This is a genomic window from Janthinobacterium sp. HH102, from assembly GCF_001758625.2.
Lineage (GTDB): Bacteria > Pseudomonadota > Gammaproteobacteria > Burkholderiales > Burkholderiaceae_D > Janthinobacterium.
Genome location: NZ_CP062062.1, coordinates 3,372,860 through 3,388,100, shown reverse-complemented (window position 1 = coordinate 3,388,100; position 15,241 = coordinate 3,372,860). Strand labels below are relative to the sequence as shown.

Below are 15,241 nucleotides of genomic sequence, written 5' to 3'. Positions count from 1 at the left end.
TGTATATGTGTCAAGCGCTTTGGGGGCGCAATTCACGTTTCAATATAAAACAAGCGCTCTAAAAGCGCTTGTTTGGGGAAAACAGGGGTAAAACGTTAGTGTTTTACTACCTCGCCGGCCGCGTCAGGCTTGGCCGCGGCGGCCGTGACAGCCTCCACCGCAGCGACGTCCGCCAACGCTTCAGGCATGCGTTCGAGGGCGATTTCCAGCACTTTGTCGATCCAGCGCACGGGTACGATCTCGAGCTTGTTCTTGACGTTGTCCGGAATGTCGGCCAGGTCTTTCACGTTTTGCTCTGGAATCAGGACCGTCTTGATGCCGCCGCGATGGGCCGCCAGCAGCTTTTCCTTCAGGCCGCCGATCGGCAACACTTCGCCGCGCAAGGTGATCTCGCCCGTCATCGCCACGTCGGCGCGCACGGGAATGCCCGTGAAGACCGAGACCATCGCCACCGTCATGGCCGCGCCAGCCGAAGGACCGTCCTTCGGTGTCGCGCCTTCCGGCACGTGGATGTGGATGTCGCTCTTCTCGAACACGTCCGCCTTGATGCCCAGGCGCTGTGCCCGGCTGCGCACCACCGTGCGGGCTGCCTCGATCGACTCTTTCATGACGTCGCCCAGCGTACCCGTGCGGATGATGCCGCCCTTGCCCGGCATCGACACGGCTTCGATGGTCAGCAGATCGCCGCCCACTTCCGTCCATGCCAGACCGACCACCTGGCCCACCTGGTTTTCTTTCTCTGCGACACCGAAATCATAGCGGCGCACGCCGAGGAACTTGTCCAGGTTCTTCGAGTTGACGATGACTTTCTTGTCGGATTTCTTCAGCAGCAGCATCTTGACCACCTTGCGGCAGATCTTCGACACTTCACGCTCGAGCGAACGCACACCGGCTTCCCGCGTGTAGTAGCGGATGATGTCGCGCAAGGCCGACTCGGCCACCGAGATTTCCTCTTCCTTCAAGCCATTGTTCTTGATCTGCTTCGGCAGCAGGTAACGCTGCGCGATGCTGGTCTTTTCATCTTCCGTGTAACCGGACAGACGGATCACTTCCATGCGGTCAAGCAAGGCTGGCGGAATGTTGTACGAGTTCGACGTGGCCACGAACATCACGTCGGAGAGGTCGAAATCGACTTCGATGTAATGGTCGGAGAACGTGTGGTTCTGTTCCGGGTCCAACACTTCCAGCAGGGCCGACGAAGGATCGCCGCGGAAATCGGCGCCCATCTTGTCGACTTCATCGAGCAGGAACAAAGGATTGCGCACGCCGACTTTCGACAGCGATTGCAGGATCTTGCCCGGCATCGAGCCGATATAAGTGCGGCGGTGGCCGCGGATCTCGGCTTCGTCGCGCACGCCGCCCAGGGCCATGCGCACGAACTTGCGGTTCGTCGCGCGGGCGATGGACTGGCCCAGCGAGGTCTTGCCGACGCCCGGAGGACCGACGAAGCACAGGATAGGCGCTTTGAGCTTGTCGACGCGCTGTTGCACCGCGAGGTATTCCAGGATGCGTTCCTTGACCTTGTCGAGGCCGTAGTGGTCGCCTTCGAGCACTTTTTCCGCATTCGACAAGTCGTTATTGACCTTGGATTTCTTTTTCCAAGGCAAGTTGACGAGGGTGTCGATGTAATTGCGCACAACGGTGGCTTCGGCCGACATCGGCGACATCAGTTTCAGCTTCTTCAGCTCGTTGGTGGCCTTGTCGAGCGCTTCCTTCGGCATCTTGGCCGAAGCGACTTTTTTCTCCAGCTCGTCGAGGTCGGCGCCATCTTCGCCCTCGCCCAGTTCTTTCTGGATCGCCTTGACCTGCTCGTTCAGATAGTACTCGCGCTGCGACTTTTCCATCTGGCGCTTGACTCTGCCGCGGATGCGTTTTTCCACCTGCAGGATGTCGAGCTCGCCTTCCAGCTGGCCCAGCAGGTGCTCGAGGCGCTTGGCCACGCTGAAAATTTCCAGGATGACTTGTTTTTGCTCCAGTTTCAGGGGCAGATGCGCGGCCACCGTGTCGGCCAGGCGGCCGGCATCGTCGATGCCCGACAAGGATGCCAGGATTTCGGGCGGGATCTTTTTGTTCAGTTTGACGTACTGGTCGAACTGCTGCACGATCGCGCGGCGCATGGCTTCGACTTCCGACTCGTCGCCAGGCTCGGACTCGAGCGGCGTCAGGTCGGCGATAAAGTGCGTCGGCGCATCGCTGATGTGGTTGATACGGGCACGCTGCGCGCCTTCGACCAGCACCTTCACGGTGCCATCGGGCAGCTTCAGCATTTGCAGAATATTGGCAACACAGCCAATTTCATAGATATCCGAAGGAGACGGCTCGTCCTTCGCGGCTGCTTTTTGAGCGGCAAGCATGATGCTCTTGCCCTGCTCCATCGCAGCTTCCAGCGCCTTGATCGACTTTGGACGGCCAACGAACAGCGGTATCACCATATGCGGGAAAACGACGACATCCCGCAACGGCAATAACGGCAGTTGAGTTTGCTCAGTTAATTTGGAAGTTGTCATGGCGTACCTTATAGAAAGCGTGTTTACGATGTTGGCGCTCGCTGCCAAAACACAAGACCGGCGAGAATAAATAATTCTGTGAAACAAACATTTTTCTGTCTATTTCGCAAAACACACCCGCATGACGGTAATAAATGCAGTTTTCACAGTAAAAAAGCCACGCGCAGCTAAGCGCCGCGAGTGGCTTTCCGATTGAAGCCTGCACTCATTGATTTAAATTGTACTGCCATGCATTAAGGAATCAAAATCCTTTTTATGCATTTGTCTCGGCAGTAATCAATTTTCTCCGGAGGCCTTGGCAGTCTCTTGATAAATCAACAAAGGTTTGGCGCCACTGGTGATGGTATTTTCGTCGATGACGACCTTCACCACATTTTGTTCGCTCGGCAGTTCGTACATGACGTCCAGCAAAGCATGTTCCAGGATGGAACGCAGGCCACGGGCACCGGTCTTGCGCGCCAGCGCCTTCTTGGCGATCGCATGCAGGGCGGCCGGACGAATCTCCAGTTCCGCGCCTTCCATCTCGAGCAGCTTCGAATACTGCTTGATCAGCGCATTCTTCGGCTCGACGAGGATCTGGATCAGCGCCTCTTCCGTCAATTCCGCCAGGGTGGCGATGACGGGCAGACGGCCGACCAGTTCCGGGATCAGGCCGAACTTGACCAGATCTTCCGGTTCCGCTTGCAACATCAGTTCGCTGGCCGAGCTTTGCGACTTGCTGCGCACCGTGGCCGAGAAACCGATGCCGCTCTTCTCGGAACGGTTGGCGATCACTTTCGACAGGCCGTCAAAGGCGCCGCCGCAGATGAACATGATGTTGGTCGTGTCGATCTGCACGAAATCCTGGTTCGGGTGCTTGCGGCCGCCTTGTGGCGGCACGGAAGCCATCGTGCCTTCGATGAGTTTCAACAAGGCTTGCTGCACGCCCTCGCCCGACACGTCGCGCGTGATGGACGGATTGTCGGACTTGCGCGAAATCTTGTCGATTTCATCGATGTAGACGATGCCGCGCTGGGCTTTCTCGACGTCATAGTTGCAGCTTTGCAGCAGCTTCTGGATGATGTTTTCCACGTCCTCGCCCACGTAACCGGCTTCGGTCAGGGTGGTGGCGTCGGCGATCACGAACGGCACGTTGAGCATGCGCGCCAGGGTCTGTGCCAGCAGGGTCTTGCCCGAGCCGGTAGGACCGACCAGCAAGATGTTGCTCTTGGCCAGTTCGATGTCGTCTTTCTTGCCCAGGTGCTTGAGGCGCTTGTAATGGTTGTACACCGCCACCGACAGGATGCGCTTGGCAGTCTGCTGGCCGATCACGTACTGATCGAGCAAGGCGGCAATTTCTTGCGGCGTCGGCAGGTCGGATTTGGTGCCGGTCACCGTCTCGATGCTCGACGTTTCATCACGGATGATGTCGTTGCACAGGTCGATGCACTCGTCGCAAATGAACACGGACGGGCCGGCGATGAGTTTCTTCACCTCGTGCTGGCTTTTGCCGCAGAACGAGCAATACAGTAATTTTTCGCCGCTAGAGGATTTTTTGTCTGACATAAGGCATTTTGGTTGGAACTGCATTAACAATATTGCAAAATCGCAAGCCGGAGTGCGGTAGTTGCCGGAAAGGCAGCTACCCATGGCGCAAGTCAACAACGTGCACAAGCTCCATGCTACCCGAAATAAAAGCGAAACGCCCGAACGTTTGATCGCCCGGGCGTTTACTTACTTGCTTAGCAATACCGGTAGGGGCTCATCAAGCGCGGCTGGTCAACACTTTGTCGATCAAACCATACTCAACGGCCTCGTCGGCGGACATGAAACGGTCGCGGTCGGTGTCCTTGGCGATCTGTTCGATCGTCTGGCCCGTGCGCTCGGCCATGATGCCGTTCAAGCGGGTGCGCAGGTAAAGGATTTCCTTCGCCTGGATCTCGATGTCGGACGCCATGCCTTGCGAACCACCGGACGGCTGGTGAATCATGATGCGCGAGTTCGGCAGCGAGAAACGCTTGCCCTTGGCGCCAGCGGCCAGCAGGAAAGCGCCCATCGAAGCAGCCATGCCCGTGCACAGGGTCGAGACGTCCGGCTTGATGAACTGCATGGTGTCGTAGATGGCCATGCCGGCCGAGACCGAACCACCTGGCGAGTTGATGTAGAGCGAGATTTCCTTTTCCGGATTTTCGCTTTCCAGGAACAGCAGCTGGGCGACAACCAGGTTGGCCATCTGGTCATTGACCGGGCCGACCATGAAAATCAAGCGTTCCTTCAGCAGGCGCGAGTAAATATCATACGAGCGCTCGCCGCGACCGCTTTGTTCCACCACCATCGGCACCAGGCCGAGCATCTCTGTGTCCAGCGCCGGATTACGGTTCATACCTGTCATTTCATTTCCTTGTGAAGCAGTTAGAGGGCGCCGCCCCGGCCTGACGGCCGGGAGCGGCATCCGGATACCAACTGGTTTACGCTTGTGCGTTGCTTCCCATCAGTTCGTCGAAAGCAACTGCTTTCGTCGTGACTTTCGACAGGCCCAACACGTAAGTGACGACGTTTTCTTCCAATACAAGGGCTTCGATCTCACCCAGACGACGACGGTCGCTGTAGTAGTACTTCAGCACTTCGCGCGGATCTTCGTAGCTTTGGGCGAAGTCTTCGATCTGCGCCTTGACTTGCTCAGGCGTAGCCTGCAGGTTGTTGTCGCCCACCAGTTGCGACAGGATCAGGCCCAGGCGTACGCGACGCTCGGCTTTTTCCGCGAACAGTTCTGCTGGGAAAGGCACGTCCTTGACGTTCATGCCGCGCTGCGCCATGTCCTGGCGGGTCATTTCGGCCAGGCGCTCGGAATCCTGAGCGATCAGGGTTTTTGGCACTTCCAGCTCAGCAACTTTGATCAGCGCGTCCATGACGGCTTCCTTGTTGCGTGCTTTTACGCGGCCAGCGACTTCGCGCTGCAGGTTGACTTTGATGTCTTCGCGCATTTTGGCCAGGTCGCCGTCGGCAACGCCCAGCGATTTGGCGAATTCGGCATCGACTTCCGGCAGGTGCGCCCATTCCAGCTTTTGCAGCGTGATGGTGAACGAAGCGGTTTTGCCGGCAACGTCTTTACCGTGGTAGTCCTCTGGGAACGACAACGGGAAAGTCTTCGACTCGCCTACTTTCAGGCCCAGGGTCGCTGCTTCGAATTCCGGCAGCATGCGGCCTTCGCCCAGCACGAAAGCGTAGCCTTCAGCTTTGCCGCCTGGGAATTCAACACCGTCGATCGAGCCGACGAAGTCGACGGTCACGCGGTCGCCGTTGGCAGCGATAGCCTCACCGCCGTCGCCGTGTTCGCCAGCTTCGCCCTTGGTGTGGAAATGCACGCGCTGCTTGCGCAGGATGTCGATGGTCTTGTCGATTTCGGCTTCCGACACGTCGGCTTGCACGGTTTCGATTTCAACGGCCGTCAGGTCGCCGATAGCGACTTCCGGATACACTTCGAACGTGGCGTCGAAAGCCAGCTGGCCTTCGGCGGCTTCTTCTTTCGGCACGATGTTCGGGAAACCGGCCACGCGCAGATTGTTTTCGTTGGCGGCGTCGTTGAACGCGCGGCCGACTTTGTCATTCAGCACTTCGGATTCAATTTGGTAGCCGTATTGTGCTGCGACCATTTTCAACGGCACTTTGCCCGGACGGAAGCCCGGTGCCTTAGCCGTACGGGCTTGCACTTTCAGGCGCTTCTCAACTTCCGTGCGGACGTCCGTCAGCGGGAAGGAGATCGTGATACGACGTTCGAGTTTGCCCAAGGTTTCGACTGCAGTTGCCATGTAAAAAATCGTCCAAAAAATAAACACTGTTGGTGCGAGAAAAGAAGACCCGACCCCTTGCGCCATCACTGGCGCAAGACATGGGTCCAGCTTCACTCGCTCGCATATTCATCTGTAAAAGCACTGAAAACAGGACGATGGACCTGGTCTACCCGGCGGAGGGGAAAACCCGCACCAGGCACCAAACAATCCGCCGCTTCCAGTACTGCGACAGGGCTCCGAGCGTCCAACCCTGCTTCTCAGTAAATGCAGGGCCGGCCATCATTCGGTAAAGCGTGGCATTATAACAAAGGACTTCGGGAAAGTGGCTGGCTTTGCAGCCGCGCCACAGAGGATACCGGCGGCGGCGAACGAATCGCTACAGCCTGGATGGCCCTGTCTTTACTCTTGCCCCGGCATTCTTTATTTCGCCAGAGACAGGCTTTCCAGCCTGCTTCGTTCATTAGTATATGCGAACTGGCGCCCCGTCCGAAACAAAGAAATGCGCTCCTGGCGAAGATTTCGGCCAAAAAACCTTTGATTTACCTCAATTTGGCCATTTTTCAGGCAAACCTAAGCCGCGCATCCCCTCTCCAAGTGAATTTAAAGGAGAAAACATCATGAGCGATAGCACATCCAGCAACTCCAGCAATGCCAAAGCCAAGCTGCAAATGGTCCTCAGCCGCCTGCTCGACGGCGTCACGGACGACGATCTGCAAAAAATCCAGACGGAAGTCGATGAAATGGAATTGCGCATGAAGGGCGATGGCCACCACGACCACGACCACCCTACCGTCGCCTGACCCGGCAGTGGCTGCGCCTACCCTGCGAGCCGCTCCACCGGATGCGGACGTGCTGGCCGCCGTGGAAACGGCGCTGGTGACCCACCGCGCCTTTGGCGACAGCGGCTACATCCGCGACCAGCTGGCCGTCGCCTACCGGCGGCGCCTGCACAAGCTGGGCGGCACCCTGCCCGAGGCCGAACGGCTGGCCGGCGCGCTCGATACGGCGCAGCCCGCGCGCCAACGCCAGTTACTGGGCGACACGGTGCTGCGCTGCGCCGTCCAGCACGCCATGCGCCAGCTGCACTTGGGTGACGAGTACGGACTGCCCCTGCCGCAATGCGCGGCACTGTTCCAGGCGGCCAGCGAGCACCTGGACGCGGGCCTGCCCGGCGGCCCGCTGGTGGCCCATCTGCCGCCCGTGGCACGCTTGCACGAGGGGCGCACCATGGAAGACGCGGACACCGAATGTGACACCTGCATATGGCATGCCTGGCAGGAAGGCACGCCGTATGCGCGCGCCTTTCTTGCCGTGATGGACGATAACTACGGCGCGCCGCTGGCCACCCCTACGCCGCAGGAACGGGCGCTGCTGCGCCGCGGGCTAGGCTTGCTGGAAACCCTGCTGCCCCGCCTGACGGCCAGCGCGCTGTCTCACGTGCAATTGATCGCCCTGTTTCCCAAGCTGGGCACGTGGCGCGGCAAGGCGTCCAGCTCGCAATTTCGCGTCAATGGCAGCGTGTTCCTGAACCAGGAGCTGATCGGCAACCCCTGGTGGCTGGCCGAACACTTGCTGCACGAGTCGCTGCACCAGAAACTGTACGACTTCCGCCACGGCCACAGCCTGCTGGCGCCCGACTATGCGCGCGACGACGGCGCCAAGGTCTGCTCACTGTGGAATGCGCCCGATAACGATGGCAATCACTATTGGGATGCCCATCGCACCCTGGCCGCCTTTCATGTATATGTCCACCTGGCGTTGCTGTGCCTGCTGGCCGAGCGGCAGGAAGCGGCGCTGGCGCCACAGTACGGCCCCATCGGCCAGCACATGAGCGGCAGCCGGCGCGCCATCGACCGCGCCCGCTACCTGGGCGAACAATTGCACAGCACCACCTGGCCGGAACTGGGATTGGCCGGGCGCCAGATGACGCATTGGCTGCTGGACGTGCTCGACGCACTCGACACGCAACGGCGGCCCGGCGGCGCCACCTTGCACCTGCTGCTCGACCTGTACGAACGCCAGAGCCGCAAGCTCGACACTTTCCTCGCGCGGCAGCCGCCGCCCCGCAGCGACACGCTGGCCGCCCAGGCGCAGCAAGAGGTGGCGATGACGCGCGAGGCGCTGTACCTGCTGGATCAGGAAGCACCGCAGTCAACCCATGCGCAGGAGTACAACTGGCCGCAGGCACGGCAGCGCGTCTTGCAGGCACTTTGGCCGCTGACTGAAGATGATAAATTAATGGAAAGAAGCGGCTACCCGCAGGCGCAGGCACTGATTGCGCAGATGGTGCAGCAGTCGAGCAGGCAACTGGGCGCACTCGGCGCACTGGGCTGATGAAATTAGTTCAGGGAAAATTTTGATGGTGCTGCACTTCCGGGCTGGAACAACCCGGATTGGTGCGGATGGGGAGACTCGAACTCCCAAGCCGAAGCACTGGCTTCTAAGACCAGCGTGTCTACCAATTCCACCACATCCGCATTTGTACTACTTTGTGCTACTTGCAACAGGCTGCTGCCCCTGATTTTAACAACTCGTGGGCGATCTGGCTACCGTGGACTGATAGAGCAAGCCCTCGGTAAAGCAAAGGCGGCATTCTACTGGATTTCCCAGAGGGATGCCGCCTTTTTTATGACTGCACCTTGGCGTTGCCTACTAGCCCTCTTTTGCGGTCGCAGGCTCCGGCTTCTTGACCCGGAACCAGGCCGCATACAGGGCCGGCAGGAACAGCAAGGTCAAGGCCGTTGCCAGGATCAATCCCCCCATGATGGCGACCGCCATCGGTCCCCAGAAGACCGAACGCGACAGCGGGATCATGGCCAGCGCCGCGGCGGCGGCCGTCAGCACGATGGGTCGGCAGCGGCGCACGGCCGAGTCGATGATGGCGTCCCATGGCGTCGAACCGTCATTGATGTCTTGCTCGATCTGGTCGACAAGGATCACCGAGTTGCGGATGATCATGCCGAACAGCGCGATGATGCCCAGGTTGGCCACGAAACCAAGTGGCCGGCCCAGCGCCAGCAAGGCAAACGCGGCACCCGCCACGCCCAGCGGCCCCGTCAGGAAGACCAGCAAGGAACGCGAGAAACTGTGTAGTTGCAGCATCAGCAAGGTGAAGATGATGAAAATGGCCAGCGGCAAGTTCGCCGAGATCGACGCTTCCGCCTCGCCGCTGTCGGCCGCCACGCCTTTCACGACGATGCGGTAACCGGCCGGCATTTTGGCGCGCAAGGCATCGAGCTGCGGCGCCAGTTGCGTCGACACGGTGGCGCCCTGGATGCCGTCGATCACGTCGGACTGCACGGTAATGGCCCATTCGCGCTTGTCACGCCAGACCACACCCGGTTCCCATACAAAATGCGCGCGGGCCAGCTGCGAGATGGGCACGGACTTGCCCGTCGCCGTCGGGATATTCGTGTCATTCAGCACGGAAATCGTCGCCCGTTCGGCCAAAGGCTGGCGTACCTGGATATCGATCAGCTTGTTGTCTTCGCGGAACTGGCCGATGACCGTGCCCGACAGAATTGTATTGGCCGCCTGCATCACCGTTTTCGAGGTAACGCCCAGCGCACGCATCTTGTCCTGATCCAGGTCCAGGCGCAGCACTTTCACCGATTCGTTCCAGTTATCGTTCACGCCCAGGGTGTTCGGATTGGCGCGCATAATGTCCTTGACCTGGTCGGCAATGGCCCGCACACCGGCCACCTCCGGCCCCATGACGCGAAATTGCACGGGATACGGCACCGGCGGCCCGTTCGGCAACAGTTTCACCCGGCCCCGCACTTCCGGGAAATCTTTCTTGAAGACGTCGACGATTTGCTGGCGCAAGCGTTCGCGGTCGGCCAGGCTCTTCGGCAAGACCACCACTTGCGACACGTTGGTCTGCGGGAAGATCTGATCGAGCGGCAAGTAGAAACGGGGACTACCCGTGCCCACGTAGCTGGTGACGCTTTCCACGCCGTCGAGCTTGCCCACGAAGGCCTCGAATTTCTTCACCTGTTTCTCGTTAGCAGCAAACGTCGTGCCTTCGGGCGACCACAGTTCCACCATCAGCTCCGGACGGCTGGAATCGGGGAAGAATTGCTTTTCGATAAAGTTAAAGCCGTAGATACCCAGCGCAAAGATGGCCAGGGTGGCGGCAATCGTCGTCTTGCGCCATTCCACGCACCAGGTGACGGCGCGGCGGAAACGGCGGAAGTTCGGCGTGTCGAACAATTCATGGTCGTTATGCGCGTGCGGTTTCACCTTCAGCAAGATGTAGCCGATATAGGGCGTGAAGACGACCGCCACCACCCACGAGATGATCAGGGCCAGCGCATTGACGGAGAACAAAGAGAACGTGTATTCACCGGCGGCCGACTTGGCCAGGCCGATGGGCAAGAAGCCCGCCACCGTGATCAGGGTGCCCGTCAGCATGGGCATGGCCGTGGACGTATAGGCGAACGTGGCCGCATCGAAGCGGGACATGCCCTCTTCCATCTTGCGCACCATCATCTCGACGGCGATGATGGCGTCGTCGACCAGCAAGCCCAGCGCGATGATCAGGGCGCCCAGCGAGATCTTGTGCAAGTCGATGTCGAGCAGGCGCATGAACAGGAAGGTGACGGCCAGCACCAGCGGAATGGTCAGCGCCACCACCAGGCCCGGGCGCACGTCGATGCGCAGCGGCTTCGTGTGCAAGCCCAGCGCGACAAAGCTGACGGCCAGCACGATCAGAATGGCTTCGATCAGGGTATGCACGAACTCGCCCACGGAAGCGGACACGGCTTCCGGCTGGTTCGACACGCGCTGCAATTCTATGCCAACCGGCAATTCGCCCTTCATGCGCGTGACGGTTGCCTGCAGGGCCTTGCCCATGTCGATGATGTTGCCGCCCTTTTCCATCGATACGCCCAGGCCGATCACTTCCTTGCCATTGAAACGCATCTTGTCTTTGGGCGGATCGACGAATTCACGTTTCACCGTGGCAAAGTCGCCGAGGCGGAAGGTGGTGCCGTTGGCGCGCAATTCCAGATTTTCCAGGTCCTTGACGGTCAGCATGGCGCCCGTCACGCGCACTTGCAGGTTATCCGTCGGCGTCACCAGCACGCCCGTGGCGTTGATGCTGTTTTGCTCGGACAATTGCTGCACGATGGCGTCGAAAGGAATGCCCAGCTGGGCAAATTTCTTGTGCGAAAAGATAATATTAATCTTTTCATCCTGCACACCGAACAGTTCCACTTTCGACACCTGCCCCACGGCCAGCAGTTCCTGGCGCACCTTGTCCGCGTAATCCTTCATTTCGGCATAGGTAAAACCGTCGCCGGACAGGGCGAAGATGGAGCCGTAGGTGTCGCCGAACTCGTCGTTGAAGAACGGGCCCACCACGCCGGCCGGCAAGGTGCCCTTGATGTCGCCGATCTTCTTGCGCACCTGGTACCAGGCGGCCGCCGTTTCCTTGGGCGGCGCCGATTCGCGCAGCTCCAGCAGGATCAAGGTTTCGCCCGGCTTCGAATAGCTGGTGATCTCGTCGATGTAGGGCGTTTCCTGCAGTTTCTTTTCCAGCTTGTCCGTCACCTGCTCGGCCATCTGCAGCGCCGTGGCGCCGGGCCAGTACGCTTGCAGGACCATGGCGCGGAAGGTGAACGGCGGATCCTCATCCTGACCCAGGTTGGCGTAGCTGAGCATGCCGCCGATCAGCAGCACGGCCATCAGGTAGCGCGTCAGCGGGATGTGTTCGAGGGCCCAGCGCGACAGATTGAAGCCGCCCTTCATTTGGCCGCACCCACGCTGACGGCGGCAGCGGCGACATCCGGCTTGCTGGCCAGTTCGGCGCCGAGGATGGTCACTTTCTGGCCAGGCTTGAGCAGGTTGACGCCGGCCGTGACCACCGTCTGCCCCGCTTTCACGCCCGAGGCCAGCAGCAACTCATTGCCCGCCACGCCGCCCACCGTCACCGGCACGAGCTTCACGGCGCCGTTTTCCACCACCCAGACGGAGCTTTGCGACTTTTCATTGAACAGGGCCGTCAGCGGCACCTTGATCTGCGGCGTGGCCGTCTGCGAAGCGAACTGCACGACGGCCGTCATGCCCAGGCGCACTTGCGGCGCGTCCGGGATGCTCACCTTGGCAGTATAGGTGCGCGTGGCCGCATCGGCCACGGGCGACACTTCGCGGATCTTGCCCGGCAGCGCCTGCTTCGGGTCGGCCCACAGACGCACGACCACATCCTTGACACTGCGCAAGGTTTCTACCTTGTCTTCAGGAATGCCGATCACCACTTCCTTCTCGCCGCTCTTGGCCACCACCACGACGGGCGCACCGGGCGCCACCACCTGCCCTACTTCCGCATCGATGCGCGTGACGACGCCGTCCGCATCGGCCAGCAGGCTGGCATAGCCGGACTGGTTCGCCTGGCCCCGGTACAGGGCTTGCGCCGCTTCCACGTTTGCCTGCGCCGCCTTGTAGGTGGCGTCCTTGCCATCGAGCACGGCCTGGCTGACGAAATTTTTCTCGCGCAAGTCCTGGTAGCGCTTCAATTCCGCGCGCGCCAGGTCGCGGTTCGTTTCCGCGCTCACCAGCGAAGCCTTGGCCTGCGCCTGCGACAGCTGCAAGTCGACAGGATCGAGTTGCATCAGCACTTGCCCCTTCTTGACGCTGGCGCCCACGTCGACCTTGCGCGCGACGATCTTGCCGCCCACGCGGAAACCCAGCTGCGATACGACGCGGGGCACGACTTCGCCCGACAGCTCGGCACTCACGTCAACATTACTACTAGACAACACGATGGCACGGACGGGACGCACGTCTTCCACTTTGACGGCAGGCTTGGAACAGGCCGCCAAGGTAGTCGAAAGGGCCGCGGCGGCAATCAGCCGCAAGGCAGGAAGTGCGGATGCGCCGGTCTCGCGGCGCAGGGTTTTCAGGGCAAACAAGGTATTTTCCTTTACTATGCGGGCTGCAATATTTTTATGCGGAGAAACTTTTTGCCTGTCCTTTGGGCCAAGCCAAACTTTTTCGCACGCGATATCCTTAAATTTGTGACAATATCAGTTTGGTCGTAGCGGAGGACGATTTTCCGCTAATGACTTTCTGGTTATTAATTATAATCGTGCGTAAAAGTTTTTAGTGACTTTTGCGTCATTAATCTTGAGACGTACAACGTCCGGCCACATTCCAGCGTTTGCGGGAGTGCCGGACAAACGCAAGACTAGAGAAGTGTGTTCATGCCTGTAGACCATTACGAAAATTTTCCTGTTGCATCATTTTTACTGCCGCGCCGCCTGGTGCCCGCCGTCGAAGCCATCTATGCCTTCGCCCGCAGCGCCGACGACCTGGCCGACGAAGGCGACGCCACACCGGCCGAACGCCTGGCCTTTCTACACGCCTACGAAGAGGCGCTGGGCCGCATCGCCCGCCAGGAAGGCCATGCCGGCGAGAACGCCGCCATGTTCGAACGTCTGGCCGCCGTCATCGCCAAGTTCCAGCTGCCGCTCAAGCCGTTCCACGATTTATTGTCCGCCTTCAAGCAGGATGTGGAAACGACGCGCTACGCCAGCTACGATGACGTGCTCGATTACTGCGCCCGCTCCGCCAACCCCGTGGGGTTGCTGATGCTGCACCTGTACGGTGCGGCCGATGAACAGAATGTACGCGATTCCGATGCCATATGTTCAGCTTTGCAACTAATTAATTTCTTGCAAGACGTTGCCATCGACCAGCAAAAAGAGCGCATCTATCTGCCGATGGAAGACTTGAGCCGCTTTGCCGTCTCCGCCGCCGCCTTCGAGCGGCCCGAGGCGCACGGCAAGTGGAGTGCCCTGATGCGCTTCGAAGTGGCCCGCGCGCGCGCGCTGATGCTGTCCGGCGCGCCGCTGGCCCTGCGCTTGCGCGGACGCATCGGCTGGGAACTGCGCCTGGTGGTGCAAGGGGGCTTGCGCATTCTCGAATGCATCGAAGCCGTCAATTACGACGTGTTCCGACGCCGTCCCAAGCTGGAGAAACGCGACTGGCTGATCATTTTCTGGCGCGCCCTGCGCATGTCGCGCAAAAGCCTGCATCAAGAGACACAAGTAAAAACGGCTTTTCCCCCGTCGCCCACTCTGTAAGACGATAGAATAGCGGCTTCGATCTGCAACCCTTGCTCTTTTGACTATGTCTCCCGACGAATACTGCCAACAAAAGGCCGCCCAGAGCGGCTCCAGCTTCTACTACAGCTTCCTGTTCCTGCCGGCCGAGCGCCGCAAGGCCATCACGGCCCTGTACGCCTTCTGCCGCGAAGTCGACGATACGGTCGATGAATGCACGGACGAAGCCGTGGCACGCACCAAGCTGGTGTGGTGGCGCAAGGAAGTCAAGGCCATGTACGAGGGCAACCCCACACATCCCGTGATGCGCGCGCTGCAGCCGCACCTGGCCGTGTATCAGCTGGAAGAAAAGCATTTGCAGGCCATCATCGACGGCATGGAAATGGACTTGAACCAGACCCGCTACCTCGATTACCAGGCCATGAGCCGCTATTGCTGGCACGTGGCCAGCGTGGTCGGTATCTTGTCGGCCAGCATCTTCGGCGCGACCCGCCCGGAAACCCTGCTGTACGCGGAAAAGCTGGGCCATGCCTTCCAGCTGACCAACATCATCCGCGACGTGGGCGAGGATGCGCGCAAGGGGCGCATCTACCTGCCGATCAGCGAATTGCAGCAATTCAATGTGACGGCGGCCGATTTGCTGAACGCGCGCCACAGCGAAAACTTTGAAAACCTCATGCGCTTCCAGGTGGCGCGCGCGCAAAAAGCCTACGACGAAGCGTTCGCCCTGCTGCCGGCGGAGGACCGCCGCGCCCAGCGCCCGGGCCTGATCATGGCCGCCATCTACCGCACCCTGCTCAACGAAGTCGAGCGCGACGGCTATCACGTGCTGAACCAGCGCATCTCGCTCACGCCGATCCGCAAACTGTGGCTGGCCTGGAAGACCTGGGTTCGTGGCTGA

General features: G+C 60.0%; 10 protein-coding genes and 1 tRNA gene. 4 read left to right on the top strand and 7 right to left on the bottom strand.

Translation table 11 applies throughout. The features are described 5' to 3' along the window. Positions 1-95: 95 nt before the first annotated feature. From lon to tig, 4 genes are all read right to left on the bottom strand, one after another. A complete protein-coding gene (gene lon, locus JAB4_RS15335; RefSeq protein WP_034751007.1) occupies positions 96-2,507 on the bottom strand; it encodes an endopeptidase La in 2,412 nt (803 codons plus the stop codon). Between the two features lie 276 nt (positions 2,508-2,783). Next, entirely contained in the window at positions 2,784-4,052 is a 1,269-nt protein-coding gene (gene clpX / locus JAB4_RS15330) for an ATP-dependent Clp protease ATP-binding subunit ClpX (RefSeq protein ID WP_010398446.1), read from the bottom strand. A 199-nt stretch (positions 4,053-4,251) separates the two neighbouring features. Continuing rightward, positions 4,252-4,878, bottom strand: a complete 627-nt coding sequence (gene clpP / locus JAB4_RS15325) for an ATP-dependent Clp endopeptidase proteolytic subunit ClpP (RefSeq protein WP_034787300.1) — start codon at positions 4,876-4,878, stop codon at positions 4,252-4,254. A gap of 76 nt (positions 4,879-4,954) precedes the next feature. Continuing rightward, positions 4,955-6,295, bottom strand: a complete 1,341-nt coding sequence (tig, locus tag JAB4_RS15320) for a trigger factor (RefSeq protein WP_046685568.1) — start codon at positions 6,293-6,295, stop codon at positions 4,955-4,957. A gap of 599 nt (positions 6,296-6,894) precedes the next feature. Between tig and JAB4_RS15315 the strand changes: the two genes are divergently transcribed. Further along, positions 6,895-7,077: a hypothetical protein gene (locus JAB4_RS15315; protein WP_070218671.1), complete on the top strand. Its 183-nt coding sequence runs from the start codon at positions 6,895-6,897 to the stop codon at positions 7,075-7,077. After that, positions 7,040-8,611: a hypothetical protein gene (locus tag JAB4_RS15310; protein WP_139143621.1), complete on the top strand. Its 1,572-nt coding sequence runs from the start codon at positions 7,040-7,042 to the stop codon at positions 8,609-8,611. The genes JAB4_RS15315 and JAB4_RS15310 overlap by 38 nt, the downstream gene beginning before the upstream one ends. Before the next feature lie 60 nt (positions 8,612-8,671). On the opposite strand, the gene JAB4_RS15305 is transcribed toward JAB4_RS15310, so the two are convergent. The 3 genes from JAB4_RS15305 to JAB4_RS15295 all read right to left on the bottom strand — a co-directional run bounded on the left by JAB4_RS15305 (position 8,672) and on the right by JAB4_RS15295 (position 13,188). Further along, positions 8,672-8,754 (bottom strand) — tRNA-Leu (locus JAB4_RS15305). 175 nt (positions 8,755-8,929) lie between these two features. Further along, positions 8,930-12,028, bottom strand: coding sequence for an efflux RND transporter permease subunit (locus JAB4_RS15300; protein WP_070218669.1), 3,099 nt, complete (start codon positions 12,026-12,028; stop codon positions 8,930-8,932). Beyond that, entirely contained in the window at positions 12,025-13,188 is a 1,164-nt protein-coding gene (locus tag JAB4_RS15295; protein WP_083287094.1) for an efflux RND transporter periplasmic adaptor subunit, read from the bottom strand. The genes JAB4_RS15300 and JAB4_RS15295 overlap by 4 nt, the downstream gene beginning before the upstream one ends. Before the next feature lie 291 nt (positions 13,189-13,479). Here JAB4_RS15295 and hpnC point away from each other — a divergent pair, with 291 nt between their 5' ends. Together hpnC and hpnD are read left to right on the top strand one after the other, a co-directional pair. After that, a complete protein-coding gene (gene hpnC, locus JAB4_RS15290; RefSeq protein WP_070218668.1) occupies positions 13,480-14,361 on the top strand; it encodes a squalene synthase HpnC in 882 nt (293 codons plus the stop codon). A 46-nt stretch (positions 14,362-14,407) separates the two neighbouring features. After that, a complete protein-coding gene (hpnD, locus tag JAB4_RS15285; RefSeq protein ID WP_070218667.1) occupies positions 14,408-15,241 on the top strand; it encodes a presqualene diphosphate synthase HpnD in 834 nt (277 codons plus the stop codon).

Bases quoted from the DNA above. Each gene is read 5' to 3' on its own strand.
- lon (WP_034751007.1), bottom strand. From the start codon at position 2,507: ATGACAACTTCCAAATTAACTGAGCAAACTCAACTGCCGTTATTGCCG.
- clpX (WP_010398446.1), bottom strand. From the start codon at position 4,052: ATGTCAGACAAAAAATCCTCTAGCGGCGAAAAATTACTGTATTGCTCG.
- clpP (WP_034787300.1), bottom strand. From the start codon at position 4,878: ATGACAGGTATGAACCGTAATCCGGCGCTGGACACAGAGATGCTCGGC.
- tig (WP_046685568.1), bottom strand. From the start codon at position 6,295: ATGGCAACTGCAGTCGAAACCTTGGGCAAACTCGAACGTCGTATCACG.
- JAB4_RS15315 (WP_070218671.1), top strand. From the start codon at position 6,895: ATGAGCGATAGCACATCCAGCAACTCCAGCAATGCCAAAGCCAAGCTG.
- JAB4_RS15310 (WP_139143621.1), top strand. From the start codon at position 7,040: ATGGCCACCACGACCACGACCACCCTACCGTCGCCTGACCCGGCAGTG.
- JAB4_RS15300 (WP_070218669.1), bottom strand. From the start codon at position 12,028: ATGAAGGGCGGCTTCAATCTGTCGCGCTGGGCCCTCGAACACATCCCG.
- hpnC (WP_070218668.1), top strand. From the start codon at position 13,480: ATGCCTGTAGACCATTACGAAAATTTTCCTGTTGCATCATTTTTACTG.
- hpnD (WP_070218667.1), top strand. From the start codon at position 14,408: ATGTCTCCCGACGAATACTGCCAACAAAAGGCCGCCCAGAGCGGCTCC.